This is a genomic window from Richelia sinica FACHB-800 (assembly GCF_014698825.1).
In the GTDB taxonomy this organism is placed as follows: Bacteria; Cyanobacteriota; Cyanobacteriia; order Cyanobacteriales; family Nostocaceae; genus FACHB-800.
Genome location: NZ_JACJTT010000026.1, coordinates 38,653 through 56,327, shown reverse-complemented (window position 1 = coordinate 56,327; position 17,675 = coordinate 38,653). Strand labels below are relative to the sequence as shown.

The window sequence follows — 17,675 nt, the reverse complement described above, 5'->3', positions numbered from 1 at the left end:
AGAAATATAAGTTTTTGATGATGAATACAGATGTTAAATTCTCCCACAATTTCGGTCATAATTCCAACATATAAGCGAATTGATAAACTAGAAACTTGTCTCCAAGAAATTCTTGCCTGTGATCCCCTCCCATCAGAAATTATCATTCATATTGATGCAGGTGATTCCGAAACAGAATCTTTTCTTACCGCTAAAAGTTATCCCCTTGTTCGTTGGTTCAGCAGCGCCATCACCCAAGGTCCGGGTGGAGGTAGGAATAAGTTGATCAAGCAAGCAAAGTCCCCGATTCTTGCATCTTTTGATGATGACTCTTGGCCTTTGGATAAAAATTACTTTGCCACAGCTATAGAACTTTTTTCTCTTTATCCTCAAGCATCTGTAATTCTTGCCCAAGAGATACGTCCTAGTGTATCACCACAGCCTGATAAAAGTAATATAGATAACAGTTATGTAGAAGAAGCTAACTGTTTTCAAAACTGTGCCTGTGTAATTCGTCGAGAGGCTTTCTTACAAACCCGTGGCTATTTACCTCTGCGCTATGCTTACGGCATGGAAGAAGCTGATGTTGCTCTACAACTTCTAGAACTTGATTGGCAAATACTAGAATCGTTTAATTTGCGCGTATTTCACGATACAGCCTTAGAGCATCATAACAATCCATCAGTTAACGCAGCGCATATTGCTAATACAGCCCTGTTAGCTTATTTGCGTTATCCAATTACTTATTGGCCTTTGGGAATACTTCAGGTCTTTAACAGAATGCGATATGCAGCTAGTGTAGGAAGATGGAACGGCATCAGCCGAGGGTTATGGGAAATACCAGGTCTATTGTCACGCTATCGTGATCAGCGTGATCCAGTGAAGGTTCAGACACTAGAATTAAGCCGCAAATTAGCATCTAAGTCATGAAGAAAAATTATAGTAATTGGATTTGCTGCCAAATTGGTGCAAGAGAACACTATGCAATTCCCAGAGCGTTAAATGAGCAGGAAAAATTAGCTTACCTAATCACTGATGCTTGGGTTTCTCCTTCCTCTCCTTTCACGATTTTCCCGATAACGGGATTCAGAGAACGTTTTCATCCTGATTTGGCTCAGGTAAAAGTCTACAGTTTTAACAGTTCTCTAATTGCTTTTGAAGCTACTCAAAAGGTTAAAAATAATTTCGGTTGGGAAAGAATTATTGCCCGGAACCATTGGTTTCAAAAACAAGCCATTAATAAACTTGTAAAGTTAAATTCCAAGTTAACTAATTCTCCAATTTTATTCTCCTATAGCTACGCTGCATTAGAATTATTTAGATTTGCTAAAAAGCAAGGTTGGTACACTGTTCTAGGTCAAATTGACCCTGGTTTATGGGAAGAAAAAGTTGTTATTCAAGAGCATGAAAAATATCCCCAGTATGCTAAAAAATGGCAAACTGCGCCCCTAGAATATTGGCAAATATGGGAAGAGGAATGTAAGTTGGCTGATGCTATTGTGGTAAATTCTCATTGGTCACGTCAACTGCTTGAAAAATCAGGAGTTTCACCAAACAAACTCCAAGTAGTACCTCTGGTTTATACTCCGCCAGAAAAAGCAAAAAACTTTATCCGAACTTATCCAACATCTTACAATCAGGAGCGACCGTTGCGTGTTTTATTTCTGGGGCAAGTAATTTTAAGAAAAGGAATTGCATCTGTATTAGAATCTATCAAGCTTCTAGAAGGATTGCCAATTGAATTTTGGATTGTAGGCTCTCAACAAATTGAAATTACGTCATACTTCCAAAGCCATACTCAAGTTCGTTGGGTAGGTCATGTAAACCGCAGTGAAGCCGCTAAATATTACCAGCTTGCTGATATTTTTCTTTTTCCTACTCTCTCCGACGGATTTGGGATAACTCAACTAGAAGCACAAACTTGGCAATTACCAATTATCGCTTCTCGTAATTGTGGTGAGGTAGTTGTAGACGGTGTAAATGGTTGGATATTGCCTGAAGTCAGCGGTGAAGCGATCGCAAATCTCTTAAGAATCTGTCTTGATCATCCTGAAAAACTCACAGTTTTATCAAAAAATTCCCAAATTACTAACAAATTCACACTCGCAACTCTGGCAGAACACCTTCTTAACCTTTAACCATGCCCGTAAATCTCGAAATTCCTTTTAGTTATTACATTGCAGCTGCTATATTATTCTGTTTCTCTGTAGAGGCAGTAAGTAAGATATCCAAGCATTGGGCAATACCCTCCTTGATTATCTACCTAACCACAGGAATGTGGTACTTTACAGAGGTATTCTATACCCCTGAACGACTGACTATTTTTGAACCCCATATTTTAGAGCAAGGATACTATCAAGTCTGCATTTTCTTAATTGTGTTCCGTTGCTTACTGCCCTACTGTACCAGTAGTATAGTCAGATATCCATCTAAAGTCACAGCGTTCAATTGGTTTACGTTAAATCCTCATCAACTGCTGAAAATTTTATTATTTTTCTGGATATTTTTATTCATTTATGGTGTGAGCCGCTTGGACTGGAATTTTTTGCAAGCTTTATTCCCTCAAGGTGGACGTTGGTCTGCAAAACTTTGGGCTCGCGGTGCTGTAGGAGAAGGAAGTGACTTTATTATTTCTGCTGCTGGATACATATACTCCTTAGTATGTGCAATGTTTGGGGTTTTGATTTTCTTTCAACGTCAACGCCAAGCTAAAATTATTAATTTAATCATGATTATTATCAGCTGGCCTTCTTTTTTACTTTCCGGTACAAGAAACACCTTTCTCGCTGTATCTGTGCCAGCCTATATGACATATATTTTTACTTCTCGTCACAAGTGGTGGGTGAAAGCAGGAATTTCAGTCGGAATATTTTTTGTTTTTAACTACCTGATGTTAATCATAATTAACTTTCGTGACTCAGGTATTCTAGCTTATTTTGAAGGTAATGCTACTATAAATCCTGAAGTTAAGCATAACGGGTTAAACATGGCTGAGGAGTTATTTTATATCAATAATTTTTACGAACAAAAACAGTTAACTTTACAGTATGGATTAGATTACTGGGCTGAAGCCATGAATATTATACCCAGATTTATCTTGCCAGATAAACCATTGATAGGATACGAATACAATGCTCTGCGAGCGCCTGCTAGTGGCATTAACGCAACAATCGCCGCTGGGTTTATTGGGCGTGGAGTCATGAATTTCGGTCCTTGCTTGGGACCAATTGCACCTGCTATTTTACTAGGAGTGTGGGCTGGTTTTCTAGCACGTCTTTGGACTCAGAGAGTATCAATATTACGCCTTGCACTTTTCTTAGTTGGTTTGGGAATTACACCAAACTTAGGGCGGGATATTACACTACTTGTGCTTTGGCCTATGATTTTTGGCTATGTTATTGTCCGCTATTTAGAACGCCTTGAGCGTCGCCGATTACTTAAAAAATTTGCCACTCAGTCTTATTATTTTGACAATGAATCACACTCATAATGACCTTAAAATAGCAATTTTATTTGCTAATTATGGACCTTATCATCTTGCTAGACTGAAGGCAGCTTATCAAGCTTATTCTTCTCAAAGATCAACTGTAGTTGGCATTGAACTAGCTCGTTGTGAAGAAGAGTATCCTTGGCAAACTCAAGCTGAACAATTTCCCTGTGAACTGATTTCAGTAATTAATGACTGTCCGCTGGAAAAGGCAAAGTTTAGCCAATTATTGGCTAAATTAATCTCTATTTTAAATCAAACCTCACCAGAAGTTGTAGCAATTTCTGGTTATGCTCGTCCATCTATGCTTGCTGCACTATTGTGGTGTCTCTGGAACCGCAAACCAGCTATTCTTTTCTCTGAAACTACAGAGTATGATGAACCACGCTCTTGGTGGAAAGAAAAAATAAAAAGTTTGCTGGTTAAACTCTACAAAGCTGCTTTAGTAGGAGGGCAACCACATAAGCGTTACCTAGTCAAATTAGGAATGCCCTCAGATGCTATTTTTCTGGGTTATGACATTGTTGGTAATCATGTTTTTCACCCTCATCAGATTAAATTCTTATCTTGTCCATTAGATAAACCATTCTTTTTAGCTATTAATAGATTTGTTGAGAAAAAAAATTTACCATTTCTACTTTCAGCGTATGCTAAGTATCGTCAAACAGTAGATGCTAATGCCTGGGATTTAGTTATTTGTGGTGATGGTGAATTACGTTTACAACTAGAAGAGCAAATTACCACACAGGGTATCAAGGATTATGTTCATCTTCCTGGATTTCTGCAACAGGAGCAACTTTTACCTTACTTTGCCCATGCTAAGTGTTTCATTCATGCCAGTATTCAGGAACAGTGGGGATTAGTGGTAAATGAAGCAATGGCAGCAGGTTTACCAGTATTGGTTTCGAATCGCTGTGGATGTTTTGAAGATTTGGTGATTGAGGGAGTCAACGGTTTTGGTTTTGACCCAGAAAATCCTCAAGAGCTAACTGATTTGATGCTGAAAATTAGTTCAGGAAAAATTGACTTGAAGAAAATGAGCCACGCTTCTCTAGAGCATATTCAAAAATATTCTCCTCACTATTTTTCTCAAGGATTAGTGCAAGCAGTGAAATATGCTTTAGTACATTGTTAAATATAAACAAATATGAAAGTTTTAATGGTTATCCCTGCATTGGGAAATGTCTATGGTGGTACAACAAAAATTGTACTTGAGTTGGCAGAAGCTGTTGGTAAATTAGGTATCAGTGTTGATATAGTTGCTACGAATGCAAATGGTTTGACTCAGCTAGATTTGCCATTACATCAATGGATAATAAAAGATTATTATCGTGTGCAGTATTTTCCCTATTTGGATGTACTAGATTACAAGTTTAGTTTGTCCATGAGTAAATGGTTATTTAAGAATGTGCCTAATTACGATATAGTACATACTAATGCGATATTTTCCTATCCAGTTCTAGCAGCTCATTGGGCTTGTCAATGTCATAAAGTTCCATATATTGCAACTCCTCACGGTATGATGGAGCCTTGGGCATTAGCTTATAAAGCTTGGAAGAAAAAACTTTACTTTACTTTTTTGGAAAAGCCATCACTACAAAAAGCCAATGCTCTGCAAATGACAGCTTCTACAGAAGCTATGCACATCAAAAGTCTTGGCTTAAAAAATCCCTTAGTTTTTGTACCTAATGGTATTCATAGTGCAGACTTTCTCTCTCTCCCTAACCCAGATATTTTTTATCAGCAGTTTCCTGAGACTCGTAATCAAATACTAATTATATTTTTAGGACGCATTGATCCCAAAAAAGGATTGGATTTATTAGCTCCTGCTTTTGCTAAAGCGCATAAAAAATTCCCTGAAACTCACCTGATTGTTGCTGGTCCGGACAATACAGGATTTTTACCTACAGCTGAAAATTACTTTACTGAAGCAGGCTGTAGAAATGCTGTTACCTTTACGGGAATGGTCACAGGTGATATAAAGTATGCAGCTTTAGCAGCAGCTAACATTTATGTTGCTCCTTCCTATTCCGAGGGTTTTAGTATGTCAGTCTTGGAAGGAATGGCTGCTGGTTTACCCTGTGTCATCACCACTGGCTGTAATTTCCCTGAAGCTGCTGCGGCTGAGGTTGCCAGCGTGGTTGATATTAATGCTGATGATATAGCTGATGCGTTAATTCAACTTTTACAAGATACTGATGAAGCTAAAAAAATGGGCGATCGCGCTCGTGAGTTTATCCTCGAAAATTATACATGGGATAGGGTAGCATCAAAAATGGTATCACTGTATAAAGACATTATTAATGGTACTCCTATAAAGTGATACTTAATCACTCAAATTACTTACATTGTTATATAAACCAAAATCGAATGAAATTATAACTTATCAAGAATACGAATATTTTTATAGTGATGCGAAACTCGGACACCATCATGCTTATCTTACTAAACCTCTTTTAGATATGATTTCTGAATTTGCTACTCTTCGTGGAGATAAAGAACCTCTTCGGATTTTAGATATTGGTTGTGGTAATGGCAGTTTGACTAATGTAATTCCACAAAATGGATATGAAGTGATTGGGCTTGAGGAATCGGAATCCGGTGTTAAGTTTGCAAATCAATCTTTTCCCAATTGTAGTTTTATACAAGGAAGTATTTACAATATCCCCTATCCAGAATTAGGAAATAAGTTTGATGTGGTTATTGCCTGTGAAGTGATCGAGCATCTATATTATCCAAAAGAATTAGTTAGAAATGTAAAAAAATGTCTCAAGCCAAATGGAGTTTTAATCATTACTACACCATATAATGGCTATTTAAAAAATTTGATTATTGCCGCTATAGGTAAAATGGATCAACATTTGACAACTTTGTGGGATGGAGGTCATATTAAGTTTTTCTCAGTAGCAACCATGACCACTTTACTCAAATCAGAAAATTATACCAATATCAAGTTTAGGTTTGCAGGTAGATTTCCTTATCTTTGGAAATCAATGTTATGTGCTAGCAATCCATTATCAATAAAATAATTATTTTAAAATACATTTAAATAAATATTTTTAAAAAATGCTAGAAGAAATTACCCCACTTATTCTTACCTATAATGAAGCACTTAACATAAAGCGTACTTTAGAAAAACTTGTATGGGCAAAAAGAATAGTTGTCATTGATAGTTACAGTACAGATGAAACATTAGAAATAGTGTCTTACTACCCTCAAGTAGAACTATTTCCAAGAAAATTTGATACCCATGCTAATCAATGGAATTATGGGTTAGAACAAGTGAAAACAGAATGGGCTTTATCCTTGGATGCTGATTATGTCCTCACAGATGAACTGATTAATAAAATTAATACTTTATCTCTAGATATTAGTATTGATGGCTACTTTGTTAAATTTAAATATTGTGTATTTGGTAAGCCTTTACGTGGGACTATACTCCCACCCCGTGAGGTACTATTTCGCAAAGATAAAGCCATATATATTGATGATGGTCATACTCAACTACTAAAAAATCAGGGATCTTCTGTTCAACTATCTGCTTACATTCATCATGATGATCGCAAACCTTTGAGTCGTTGGCTATGGGCGCAAGATCGTTATATGATTCTTGAAAGTAAAAAGCTTTTAGAAACACCAAATAATCAACTGAGTTTGGGCGATCGCATCCGTAAGCAAAAAATCCTCGCTCCTTTCATTATCCTAGTCTACTGCTTGATTATTAAAGGCGGTATTCTCGACGGTTGGCATGGACTTTACTATGCTTTTCAACGTGTTTTGGCAGAGATTCTGCTTTCTATACATTTAATAGAAGCAGAGAAATTAAAAGATTGATACCGTCTTGATCGTGAGGGGAAAGACCTAAAGTGTGAATGAAGCTACACTAGCTTGATTTCGGTTATGCTGATTGAACTAGCTTAATTCCTATTTTTTTCATGCGTCTTGATAATTACTCGCTTGGTGATTATACCCCTGGTGCGCCTTACTGGAAGCAGCTTTTATGGTATTTTTTTGGCTCTCCGTTAGTGGAGAGTTATTACATACCTATTTCATCAGTCAAAGTAGGTGTATTGCGGTTATTTGGTGCTAGTGTTGGCCAAGGTGTGCGAATTAAACCAGGAGTTAAGGTTAAATTTCCTTGGCGTTTAAGCATCGGTGATTATGTTTGGATAGGGGAAAATACTTGGATTGATAACCTGGCTTCTGTTTGCATTGAAAACCATGTCTGTATATCCCAAGGAGTTTACTTCTGCACTGGTAACCATAACTGGAATCATCCAAATTTCCAACTGATGATTGCACCTATTCAGATCGAAGAAGGATGTTGGATCGCTGCTAAGGCTGTCATTGGCCCAGGTGTAACTACTGGTTATGGTTCTGTACTGACATTAGGTAGTGTTACTAGTCAGTCCTTAAAACCTTTAACAATTTACGCAGGTAATCCAGCCAAACCTATTAAACAGAGGAACAAGGGCGAAAAATCAAGCTCTTAGGGCGGATGTGAAATATTTCTGCCAAAATGAGATACACACTAATGAAACAGCGTGTAAAATGTGAGCATATTTATTAGATGCTACCGATATAGCAATGACGAAGGAAAAGGTGACAGGTGACAGGCTTAAAACTTTTATGTATGTTTGATGAACAGTCAATTTTCTAACTTCCTTGGCATTTGCTATACAAAACTTGTATTTAATATTTTCCCTTACAGATAACATCCCCCAATCTGTTAATCATAATAGAAATCGATGATTGAGAAGCATTCCCAGATAACCTCAAGTGTTCCTGGCAACTTAATTCCTGCTCCAGCATTGTTGAATCCTCAACCAGTGCCATTTTTTGCTCCTGAGGTTAATGAATTCAATCCCAAACAATTTTTAGGCTTATTAAAGCGGCAAGCGTTGGTAATTACTGGTGTTGTAGCAGTATTAATGAGTGCTGTTATTTACAAGACTTTACATGAAGAGCCAGTATATCAAGGGTCTTTTCAATTATTAGTAGAAGGGGTAAATAACGACGACAAGCTTGATGGACTGACTCTAGCAGATTCTAATATTAGTAAGCAATCTTTAGATTATGAAAGTCAAATCCAGGTTTTGAAGAGTCCTGAACTCTTAAGTAGTGTGGTTAATCAGTTAAATAGTAAATATCCTGATATTAATTATAGTTCCTTAATTGAAAATTTGACTATTCGACGCTTAGGGCAAACTAAGATTATAGAAGTTAGTTATAAAAGTGAAGATACTCAAAAAATTAAATCAATCCTAGATATTATATCAGATTTTTACCTAAAATATAGTTTAGAAAAAAGACAAACTAAGTTGCGCCAAGGAGCGCAATTTGTAGAAGCTCAACTACCTGATATCAAAAAAAGAGTTACGCAATTACAACAAGAATTACAAAATTTCCGGCAGAGATACGACTTCGTTGATCCAGAGAATCAAGCAGCAGCAATTGCCCAACAAATGCAAAATTTGTCAGAAAAAAGACTAACAATTAATCAAAAACTAGCTGCTGCCAATGCTAACTTCAGTAGTTTACAAACGAAGGAAGGTCAATTAGCGGTAATTAATAATTCACCGATATATCAACAGTTAATTGGTCAGTTACGGCAATTAGATTCGCAAATCTCTGGAGAATTAGCAAGGTTTCAACCAGATAATCCTATGATCCAAACTTTACAGGACAAAAGACAAAATCTTTTACCTGTTATACAAGAGGAAGCAAAACGTTCTGTGATGATTAAGGTGGCTGAAGCAGCAACCATGATCCAAAAGGTGGAAGTAGAAAGTCAAGAATTAGCGACCGCAGAACAGCAGTTAAAGCGGAAATTTGAACAATTACCTGTTTTGGCTAGGCAATATAGTGAAATTCAACGCAATTTACAACTAGCTAATGAAAGTTTAAATCGGTTTTTAACTACTCGTGAAAACCTACAAATCGAAGTAGCACAAACAGAACTACCTTGGGAGTTAATCAAAGCACCTTCGTTGCTCAATACACCTTTATCACCCAACATCCAACGCAGTTTGTTATTAGGATTTATTGCTAGTTTAGCCTCTGGACTGGGAATAGCCTTACTCAGAGAGAAGCTAGATAATACCTATCATTCTGTAGAGTCCTTGAAAGAGACTATTCAACTACCTGTCCTGGGAACTTTGCCTTTTGATAAGGCTATTCAAGGGTATCAATTATCAAGCTTGGATGGTAAAACGATTACACAAGGAAAGATGCCACCAAGTTTACCAGGCAGCAGTGGTGGTTTATCCAAAATGTTTAATCGCAAATCTGCAAGCGATCGCTACTACATTCAAGGTAAATATTGGGAATCCCTACAAGTTCTCTATGCGAATATGCAACTCCTTGGTTCCGATGAGTCTATTCGCTCCCTTGTAGTTTCTTCAGCAATGCCTGGTGATGGTAAAAGTACGATCGCCCTTAACCTAGCTCAAATCGCTACAGCTATGGGGAAACGTGTATTACTGGTAGATGCTGATTTGCGTCGTCCCCAAATCCATAACCTAACAGATTTGAATAACTTGTGGGGATTAAGTAATTTAATCTCTACTAATATGCCCGTAGAGCAGGTAATTCAGCAATCACCTGTGATGGATAACTTATTTGTCATTACTTCTGGCCCCACCCCACCAGATCCAGCCCGGTTGTTATCATCAGATAAGATGAAACAACTCATGGCGAATTTCCATCAAAACTTTGACCTAGTGATTTATGATGTTCCACCTATGTTGGGATTAGTAGATGCAAGACTGCTTGCTCCACAAAGTGATGGAGTAGTGTTAGTAGTAAGATTGGAACAAACAGATAAATCAGGATTGATGCAGCTTCAGGATAGCTTGAGAGTTGCCCCAATTAATATTTTAGGAATTGTTGCCAACGCAGATAGAACTAATTACCAAAGTTATAACTACTACTACAATGCCAATAAACAAAGGAATTAGGGTAGCTTTGTAGTGCATATTCATGGAATATAGTGTGATAGTCTAACTTTAGAGATTAAGCATGGCTTAATCTTTAATTGTATTAAAAAGCACTAAAAAATCTGATGGTTGATGGTATAGAATTCTGTTAGCTCAGAAATTCTAAAGCCATTCATCAGCACAACCTATAGCTGAGGGGTTGCACTGTTCGTCACATTTTGTTACAAAAGTACAAAGAACTTCTAGAGACGCACAACCCCATGTTCGGCGGACTTACTGGTTTGACAGATCCCAAAGGCACTGATTGGGGCGAGCAGATGCTCAATACAGTTGCCAGCCAAACGATTCGCCACTTATTTAGCCAAAGCGAGTCAGTAGAAGTCTTTGTGCGCTGTTATCCTTCCAGTAAATTATTGCAAGGCAGCATTGATAGTTTTAGAATGAACGGTCGCGGCTTGGTGATTCGCAAAGATTTTGCCGTGGAAGAAATGTCCTTTGAAACCGACGCAGTTGCTATTGACTTTGCATCAGTGTTAAGCGGTAAACTCAAGCTAAAACAACCTACCCAAGCGGTAGCACAGGTAATTTTATCAGAAGACGGTATAAACCAAGCTTTTCAGGCAGAATTAGTAAAACAGCGTCTATTGAATTTATCTGCACCAGCTTTAACAACGGTATCTGGTGGTCAACCGATTTCCTTTACAAATGTGCAAGTTAAATTATTACCAAATAATTGCTTAAATCTGGCTGCTATAGCTGATTTAAACAATGGGGAAACCATTCCCTTGTGTATGACACTGACTATCGGTATTGAAAAAAGGCGCAGAGTGTCTTTTCAATCACCAAATATTGAGCTTAGTTCAGAACTATCGTCAGCACAACGCCAAGTTGGTGAAACATTGAGTCTAGCCTTGGTGGAAATTTTAGATAATATGGTGGATTTAGACCGTTTTGACCTAGATGGTGTAAAAATGCGTCTGAATCGATTAGAAACAGATGGTCAAAGGTTAATTTTTAGCGGTTATGCAGAAATAGAGCGGATTCCCCGCAGTGGTTAACTGGTATAGTAGGTGACAGGGAACAGGTGACAGGTGACAGGGAACAGGTGACAGGTGACAGGTGACAGGTGACAGTGCTAAAAGCCCTTGGCTGTATAAGTTTTAGTGTTAGTTAATGTCCTAACCACTCTGTTCATTGGTATTTTGAATAAAACTAAAGTCCGCCTGCGCGGACTTTATTTGTTTTGCTGCAAGTTCCACATCTGAGAACTTGAAGTCAGATTTTGACAAAATTACTTGTTGGGTTGGGGAGTTAAACGCAAATAGGGTTTGACTTCCTTATAACCTTTGGGGAATTTTTCCTTAAGAACATCAGGATCTTTGAGGGATGGAACAATCACACAGTCGTCACCATCTTTCCAATCTGCGGGGGTAGCAACGCTGTAATTATCAGTTAATTGCAAAGAGTCGATGACTCGCAAAATTTCATCAAAGTTGCGTCCAGTGCTGGGGGGATAGGTAAAGGAGAGACGCAGTTTTTTGTTGTTGTCAATGATGAATACTGAACGGACTGTCACAGTGGCAGCAGCGTTGGGGTGAATCATGTCATAAAGTTCAGAAACTTTACGATCTGGATCTGCCAAGATGGGGTAGTTGAGAGTGGTGTTTTGGGTTTCTTCGATATCCCCTACCCATCCTTTATGGGAGTCCACATCGTCAACGCTGAGGGCAATAGCTTTGACATTGCGCTTATCAAATTCTGGTTTGAGCTTTGCAACTGTACCCAATTCGGTAGTACATACTGGAGTGAAGTCAGCAGGGTGAGAAAACAGCACTACCCAGCTGTCACCTGCCCATTCATAAAAATCTATTTCGCCATGTGTGGAGGCTTGCTTAAAGTTTGGTACTGTATCACCAAGACGGAGAGTCATGCGAGATTCCCTGTGGTTAGAAAGACATATTGTATTCTACCTTGTAATCATGACATAAAACACCGATTACCCCATCGGAATGACGCGCTTGGCAACAAAATGTTAAGTTGACAATTTTATAATTTGGTAATTGATTTGTAAGCTTGGATCATTTGCAGGGCGATCGCTTGCCAGCTAAAATTTTCTAGGGCGTAATTTCTGGCATTCTCACCCCGACGTTGGCGTTCTGCTGGGTTTGATAAAGCTTGTTTGAGTAACTCTACTAGAGATTGGGTATCTGTAGTCCCTACCCATCCAGAGGCACTATCCTCTACTTGCTGATAAATATGCACCTGATCAGAAATGACTACGGGTGTTCCTGCTACCATCGCTTCCGCTACAGCAATGCCAAAATTTTCGTAGTAGGAAGGTAAGACAAATATGTCAGCAGCTTGGAGTAAACTAGCTTTAGCAACTCCAGTCACAAAACCAGTGATACTAGTGTGCGATCGCAAAGATGAATTGGCGATTTGAGTTTTTATTTTCTCTTCATAACCAGGGTCTTGGGGATTTGTCCCAGCTAAAACAAAATGAAAATCATAACCTGCTGTTAATAACTCTTCCAAGGCAGGAATTAATAATTCTAAACCCTTTTTCGGGTCAATTCGCGACATAAAGAGTATCACAGGTTTATCCTTGGCAATACCCCATCGACTGAGTACATCTTCATTTGACAAAATAGGCGGATTTACCCCCAAAGGAATAACTAAATCTTTGGTTTTCACTCCGAATCTTTCGGAAATTTTGGCTTCTTGTGTACTGGTGAAATGAACTGCTGCTGCCCCTGCTAAATTAGCACGTTCTATCATTGCTACATACAACTTTTTTAATTGTTGTTTCTTGCGTAAATCAGCTGGGTCAAGAGTTCCTAAAGGACGCAAAATATAAGGTAAATTTTTTTGACGACAAATAGTAGCTGCTGCACTACTAACTGGAGAAAATAGGGCATGAATATGAGCTAAATCAAAATCTTGGGCGTGATGATTTAGCCATTTTAATAAATCGAGAGAAAACTTATAGCGGCGAAATGGTGCACATCGAAAATAAATAATCTCATATCCATCTTGGTCCACAGGTTGATTTAAAGGTACATCCAAAGGTGTTTGACCAGTATCACCATTACTATCTGTGGTAATCACTGTTACCTTTACACCAGCTTTTGCTAAAGCCGGGGCTAGACCTAATACCATTTGGCTAGGCCCACCATAAATTAAGGAAATTGAAGGTACTATTTGCAATATTTGCATATTTAAACATCAAAAATCATTGATTAATTATCTTGGTTCACAAGTTCTCGATAAAACTCTAACTGTTGTTTAGCTAAAGCTTGATTAGTGTAATTTAACATTGTTCGTTGATATCCCATTTCGCCTAATTTTTGGGCTAAGGCTGGATTATCCATTAATTGGCAGAGTCTATTAGCTAAATCAGCAGAATTTCCTTCAGGAAAGATTAATCCTGCATCACCTATGACATGGGGAATTTCTCCAGAATCAGAACCAATAACAGGTACTTTACAAGCCATTGCTTCTATTAATACATGACCAAATTGTTCTTTCCAACCCACAGCCGTCAGGGTTTTAAATTTATAAGTCGTTTCGGAAGGTAATACCAAAGTATTCATTAAATTAATATAATTTTGTACTTGGTCATGAGGTACACTTTCTACAAAAATTACTCTATCTTGAATATTATTTTCCGATGATATTTTAATTAACTCTTCTTTTAAATCTCCCCGTCCTAACAACAGTAATTTCCATTTCTTTTCTTGCAAATTAACTAAGGACTTTAAGAGGGTTATTAAACCTTTTTCTGGTACAAATCTACCCACAAAACCCACAACAAAATCATCAGACTTAATGCCTAATTGGGCTGCCAACTCCGGCTGTGGTTGAGGTGTAAAAACCTTTTCATCTACTCCCAATTGGGGCAGGACTTTAATCGCTCCCTGATATCCTCTTTGGTAGAGAATATCTGCGCCATCTTGATTTCCAGAAATAATGCCGTGACTATTGTTTAAGTTGAATTTTTCTAATAATTCTATGGGTAACTTTAATTCATAAGGTAAGTTCCACCAAGTAAAAAATATATTCTTAGCTTTTAACCCCAGTAAATGATTCAAAATAATCATTTGGGTGTAAGCAAGTCCTCTAGAAGCTTGTTCTACTTGAATAATATGGGGACGAAATTTTTGTAATAAAGCAACTAAATCAAATCCAAACGTCAACAGTCCTTGATGATTTTGACTAAAATTGCTCAATGGCACTATTTTAAAATTTCCCTCGTCTCGATATTGAGATTCAATAATCTTGTTTTGTACACCACCTGGTTTCCACTTTTTGGGAACAATTACCGTGACTTCAATTCCAGGTTCAAGTTTTGCCAAAGCACGCAGCTTTTCACAGTTTAAGTCTACTATATAGGTATGGCTAGCAACTAAAATTCTCATGGTTTACTCTTGGGGATTTAGAAATGTTGGACAACAAAATTGAGTGGCAAGTATTCTAACTTTGTGTATCTAGGCGACTATAAATTTGTCCATCATTCCATAATGCTTGAATCACGGTTAATAAAGCTTTGAGAAAACCCAAAAGATAGAATATTCCACGAGTGGCAACTTTAATGGGAGAACCGCTTTTATAACAAGGTGGGTTGCCAAGGACGTGACAATCAAAGAGACGGGCATAGAGGCGTAAAGCTTGGGTAAAGGTGAGGTTTTTTAAGCCGAGGAGGAAATGATTATGGTAGAAAGTGAGTTGATATTGGAGCGATCGCATACTAATATCATGACAACCCCCTGTCTCTTCCCCTAAATGCACTAAATATGCCTGTGGGTCATACCAAATTTTGTACCCTGTCTGTCGTATCCTTAAACAAAAATCCGATTCTTCCCTGACTGCACTACCACGAAATCTTTCGTCAAATTTCAGTCCATATTGAGTAAAAATTTCCCGTCGGAAAGACATATTGCAACCCCTAGCTGTTAGAACTTGTTGGGGTTTAGTAGTATGTACTAAATCGATGTGATACCAAGCAATACCTGGGTCCATTGCTGCTGGTGGTAAATATTCAATCTCCAAGCCTCCCCCAGAATCACCTAATTTCATTCTGTCAAATACCCGACCAGCAACCGCACCTATCTCCGGGTTCTGCACATAATTTTGAGCATGTGCCGCTAAAAACCCAGGTACTAACTGGACATCATCATCAATAAATAAAACTATTTCACCTGCTGCCCTTCTCACTGCATAGTTGCGTGCACCTGGTAAGCTAGCCCAATCTAAACGAAAGAATTTAATTTTACCTGTATTAGCCATTTCCTCCAGAAAAGCTTGAGTTTCTGGTTCATGATTTTGGGTTTGGTCTACTACCAATACTTCAAAATGAGGATAATCTTGTTTTAAGACATCGACAATACTATCTACTAGTAACTTTTCTCTTCTATAAGTGGGAATAACAACAGAAATTAAAGGTTGATTTTCCATGATTTTAAACTCAAATAATGGCAATAGATACTTTTGAAAAATTAAACTATTTTGCCCTAATTTTACGGGATTTTTTGCTTCTTATTGACTGAAGCTGTGGATTTTCTTTCTGTTCTTGTTTGTCAATTATTGGTAATTTGAATAATACACCAGCAAAAAACCAATAATAAACAGAAACTGGATCAACATCTAGGGGATAATAATAAGTGTTGTAAGAAATAAACAATATAAATATCCATAATGTAGCTCCGTAAGCACGGTAATTACGGTTTTTGATTTTTCTATATGCTTTAAAAGCCAAAATTGTTAATGTCGTAACTAATGCCACAAAAGCTAATAAGCCGATAATACCCACTTCATAAAGAACTTTAGGATAGTATGTTTCTACCAGCTTAGTAGAACCCATTGCCCGTGCTGAGTTGGTTGCTCTTCCTAAACCATTACCAATGGGAGTATCAACACTTTTCCAGTTTTCATGAAATTGATCAACAATAAATTGCTGTGGAGGAGACGCTTCCCAACGTCCTGTAAAACTGTCGATTCTCTCTTGTACAACTGTAGGGTTAGCAGCCATAGCTATTCCTAATATCAAAGCTAGTCCGGCTCCAATAGGAATGAATCGCTTCAGATTACCAATTTGACCAGTAAAAAATAGCAAAATCACAAAGAAGACAGGCACTAAGCCTAAGGCTATTCTTTGCCCAGAAACCACTGCATTAGCAAATACAGATGCCAAAGATAATAAACTGATAGCCCGCCAAATCATTGATGGGTCTGTAAAACCAGCCGCAAAAGTGAAAAAAGTGCTGGAAATTAAAAACCAAGCCCACTGCCAAGGTGCAACAAAGGTGCCTGGGAGGCGAATCACTCCTTGTTCTGGTGAGTACAGCAGTGCTCCACCAAAATAGCATCGGGCCTCTAGTGAGGCTTTAAATAAAGCATCTCCTTCTAACCCTCTAGTCCCTTGACAAACACCTGATAATAATAGTTGATATTGAATTAATCCTAAGAAACAGCAAAAAAGAGTCATCAAAATTTGGAGGCGGGATAATAATAAGAAGTCCTGCTGATTACGAATCAGATAGTAAGCACAAGCAATTAAAGGAACATAGCCTAAAAATACTTTTAACCCCAAAATCCCCATACCTATGGGATTTTCCGAACCTCCTCCCTGTGATAATTGCTGCCCTCCATTAATAAATACGAGGGTAAGTAAAGATGTAGTCAACACGATATAAAGTGGAACTTTGATACCTGGGGGAATAATAAAAGGTAATTTTTTTTGACGGCAAGTTTGCCATAGTCCAATGGCAGCAGGAAGGTAAAAAGCATCTTTAGCTAATTGCAAAATGGGACTGTTGCCCAAGTAATAAGTTATGGTTCCACTCAAAGGTACGTAGAGGATAAAAGCATATAGAGCTTGACGGTGATATTTGTAGGATAGAGAAAATACTAAAATTCCCATGACCGCAGGTGCTGCTGCTTTGATTCCACCAACAAAAAACAACACCATTCCTAAAAATAAGGCGATCGCGGTAGAAGTAGAGATTAAGCTGATAAATTCCTTTCGAGCTTGAATAGCTTTGCGCTTTTGGGCTAATTGTTCTTTCAGGCTCAGGGTTGGTGTTTCTCCTGATGACTGCTTTTTGGACAATTTTGATTTGCGCTGCTGTTTGAGCATGATGATAAATCAGCAATGAATAATTACACTAGACTTATGGTTTGAAACCCTTGTAGTAGAGACGTTCTGTCGGAAAATCTCTACATTCATTTTCACCAGAGGTCTATTTTCTCAACTTAGCTACCAAACAATATCC

15 protein-coding genes are annotated in these 17,675 nt (G+C 37.9%); 10 read left to right on the top strand and 5 right to left on the bottom strand.

Annotation, left to right across the window (positions count from 1 at the left end):
• Nucleotides 1–30: 30 nt before the first annotated feature.
• The 10 genes from H6G73_RS16915 to H6G73_RS16870 all read left to right on the top strand — a co-directional run bounded on the left by H6G73_RS16915 (nucleotide 31) and on the right by H6G73_RS16870 (nucleotide 11,462).
• Complete coding sequence (locus H6G73_RS16915; protein WP_190606571.1) at nucleotides 31–909, top strand: glycosyltransferase family 2 protein; 879 nt, start codon at nucleotides 31–33, stop codon at nucleotides 907–909.
• The gene (locus H6G73_RS16910) at nucleotides 906–2,117 is read left to right on the top strand and encodes a glycosyltransferase family 4 protein (protein WP_190606570.1); all 1,212 of its coding nucleotides are present in this window, start codon (nucleotides 906–908) and stop codon (nucleotides 2,115–2,117) included. The genes H6G73_RS16915 and H6G73_RS16910 overlap by 4 nt, the downstream gene beginning before the upstream one ends.
• A 392-nt stretch (nucleotides 2,118–2,509) precedes the next feature.
• Nucleotides 2,510–3,469 carry a hypothetical protein gene (locus H6G73_RS16905; RefSeq protein WP_242034229.1) on the top strand — a complete coding sequence of 320 codons (960 nt, stop codon included), beginning with the start codon at nucleotides 2,510–2,512 and terminating at the stop codon, nucleotides 3,467–3,469.
• Nucleotides 3,453–4,601: a glycosyltransferase gene (locus H6G73_RS16900; protein WP_190606566.1), complete on the top strand. Its 1,149-nt coding sequence runs from the start codon at nucleotides 3,453–3,455 to the stop codon at nucleotides 4,599–4,601. The genes H6G73_RS16905 and H6G73_RS16900 overlap by 17 nt, the downstream gene beginning before the upstream one ends.
• A 12-nt stretch (nucleotides 4,602–4,613) precedes the next feature.
• Complete coding sequence (locus H6G73_RS16895; RefSeq protein WP_190606564.1) at nucleotides 4,614–5,789, top strand: glycosyltransferase; 1,176 nt, start codon at nucleotides 4,614–4,616, stop codon at nucleotides 5,787–5,789.
• Nucleotides 5,790–5,814: 25 nt separating this feature from the next.
• On the top strand, nucleotides 5,815–6,495 hold the full coding sequence (locus H6G73_RS16890; protein ID WP_242034228.1) for a class I SAM-dependent methyltransferase: 681 nt from the start codon (nucleotides 5,815–5,817) through the stop codon (nucleotides 6,493–6,495).
• Nucleotides 6,496–6,532: 37 nt separating this feature from the next.
• Complete coding sequence (locus tag H6G73_RS16885; RefSeq protein WP_190606561.1) at nucleotides 6,533–7,300, top strand: glycosyltransferase family 2 protein; 768 nt, start codon at nucleotides 6,533–6,535, stop codon at nucleotides 7,298–7,300.
• 101 nt (nucleotides 7,301–7,401) lie between these two features.
• Nucleotides 7,402–7,959, top strand: coding sequence for a WcaF family extracellular polysaccharide biosynthesis acetyltransferase (locus H6G73_RS16880; protein WP_190606559.1), 558 nt, complete (start codon nucleotides 7,402–7,404; stop codon nucleotides 7,957–7,959).
• Between the two features lie 255 nt (nucleotides 7,960–8,214).
• Nucleotides 8,215–10,425: a GumC family protein gene (locus H6G73_RS16875; RefSeq protein ID WP_190606558.1), complete on the top strand. Its 2,211-nt coding sequence runs from the start codon at nucleotides 8,215–8,217 to the stop codon at nucleotides 10,423–10,425.
• A 239-nt stretch (nucleotides 10,426–10,664) separates the two neighbouring features.
• Nucleotides 10,665–11,462, top strand: coding sequence for an LmeA family phospholipid-binding protein (locus tag H6G73_RS16870; RefSeq protein WP_190606556.1), 798 nt, complete (start codon nucleotides 10,665–10,667; stop codon nucleotides 11,460–11,462).
• Nucleotides 11,463–11,695: 233 nt separating this feature from the next.
• Here H6G73_RS16870 and H6G73_RS16865 read toward each other — a convergent pair whose 3' ends face one another.
• The 5 genes from H6G73_RS16865 to hpsL form a co-directional block, all read right to left on the bottom strand.
• Nucleotides 11,696–12,334: a peroxiredoxin gene (locus H6G73_RS16865; RefSeq protein WP_190606554.1), complete on the bottom strand. Its 639-nt coding sequence runs from the start codon at nucleotides 12,332–12,334 to the stop codon at nucleotides 11,696–11,698.
• A 116-nt stretch (nucleotides 12,335–12,450) separates the two neighbouring features.
• Nucleotides 12,451–13,620 (bottom strand): hormogonium polysaccharide biosynthesis glycosyltransferase HpsP, encoded by a 1,170-nt coding sequence (gene hpsP, locus H6G73_RS16860; protein ID WP_190606553.1) that lies wholly within the window; start codon nucleotides 13,618–13,620, stop codon nucleotides 12,451–12,453.
• A gap of 23 nt (nucleotides 13,621–13,643) precedes the next feature.
• On the bottom strand, nucleotides 13,644–14,822 hold the full coding sequence (gene hpsO / locus H6G73_RS16855) for a hormogonium polysaccharide biosynthesis glycosyltransferase HpsO (protein ID WP_190606551.1): 1,179 nt from the start codon (nucleotides 14,820–14,822) through the stop codon (nucleotides 13,644–13,646).
• 55 nt (nucleotides 14,823–14,877) lie between these two features.
• Nucleotides 14,878–15,858 carry a hormogonium polysaccharide biosynthesis glycosyltransferase HpsN gene (hpsN, locus tag H6G73_RS16850; protein ID WP_190606550.1) on the bottom strand — a complete coding sequence of 327 codons (981 nt, stop codon included), beginning with the start codon at nucleotides 15,856–15,858 and terminating at the stop codon, nucleotides 14,878–14,880.
• 46 nt (nucleotides 15,859–15,904) lie between these two features.
• Entirely contained in the window at nucleotides 15,905–17,539 is a 1,635-nt protein-coding gene (gene hpsL / locus H6G73_RS16845; RefSeq protein ID WP_190606548.1) for a hormogonium polysaccharide biosynthesis protein HpsL, read from the bottom strand.
• Nucleotides 17,540–17,675 lie beyond the last annotated feature (136 nt).

What these genes read in the sequence shown, in the direction of transcription:
- H6G73_RS16915 (WP_190606571.1), top strand. Translation starts at nt 31, where the DNA reads ATGTTAAATTCTCCCACAATTTCGGTCATAATTCCAACATATAAGCGA.
- H6G73_RS16910 (WP_190606570.1), top strand. Translation starts at nt 906, where the DNA reads ATGAAGAAAAATTATAGTAATTGGATTTGCTGCCAAATTGGTGCAAGA.
- H6G73_RS16900 (WP_190606566.1), top strand. Translation starts at nt 3,453, where the DNA reads ATGAATCACACTCATAATGACCTTAAAATAGCAATTTTATTTGCTAAT.
- H6G73_RS16895 (WP_190606564.1), top strand. Translation starts at nt 4,614, where the DNA reads ATGAAAGTTTTAATGGTTATCCCTGCATTGGGAAATGTCTATGGTGGT.
- H6G73_RS16885 (WP_190606561.1), top strand. Translation starts at nt 6,533, where the DNA reads ATGCTAGAAGAAATTACCCCACTTATTCTTACCTATAATGAAGCACTT.
- H6G73_RS16880 (WP_190606559.1), top strand. Translation starts at nt 7,402, where the DNA reads ATGCGTCTTGATAATTACTCGCTTGGTGATTATACCCCTGGTGCGCCT.
- H6G73_RS16875 (WP_190606558.1), top strand. Translation starts at nt 8,215, where the DNA reads ATGATTGAGAAGCATTCCCAGATAACCTCAAGTGTTCCTGGCAACTTA.
- H6G73_RS16870 (WP_190606556.1), top strand. Translation starts at nt 10,665, where the DNA reads ATGTTCGGCGGACTTACTGGTTTGACAGATCCCAAAGGCACTGATTGG.
- H6G73_RS16865 (WP_190606554.1), bottom strand. Translation starts at nt 12,334, where the DNA reads ATGACTCTCCGTCTTGGTGATACAGTACCAAACTTTAAGCAAGCCTCC.
- hpsP (WP_190606553.1), bottom strand. Translation starts at nt 13,620, where the DNA reads ATGCAAATATTGCAAATAGTACCTTCAATTTCCTTAATTTATGGTGGG.
- hpsO (WP_190606551.1), bottom strand. Translation starts at nt 14,822, where the DNA reads ATGAGAATTTTAGTTGCTAGCCATACCTATATAGTAGACTTAAACTGT.
- hpsN (WP_190606550.1), bottom strand. Translation starts at nt 15,858, where the DNA reads ATGGAAAATCAACCTTTAATTTCTGTTGTTATTCCCACTTATAGAAGA.
- hpsL (WP_190606548.1), bottom strand. Translation starts at nt 17,539, where the DNA reads ATGCTCAAACAGCAGCGCAAATCAAAATTGTCCAAAAAGCAGTCATCA.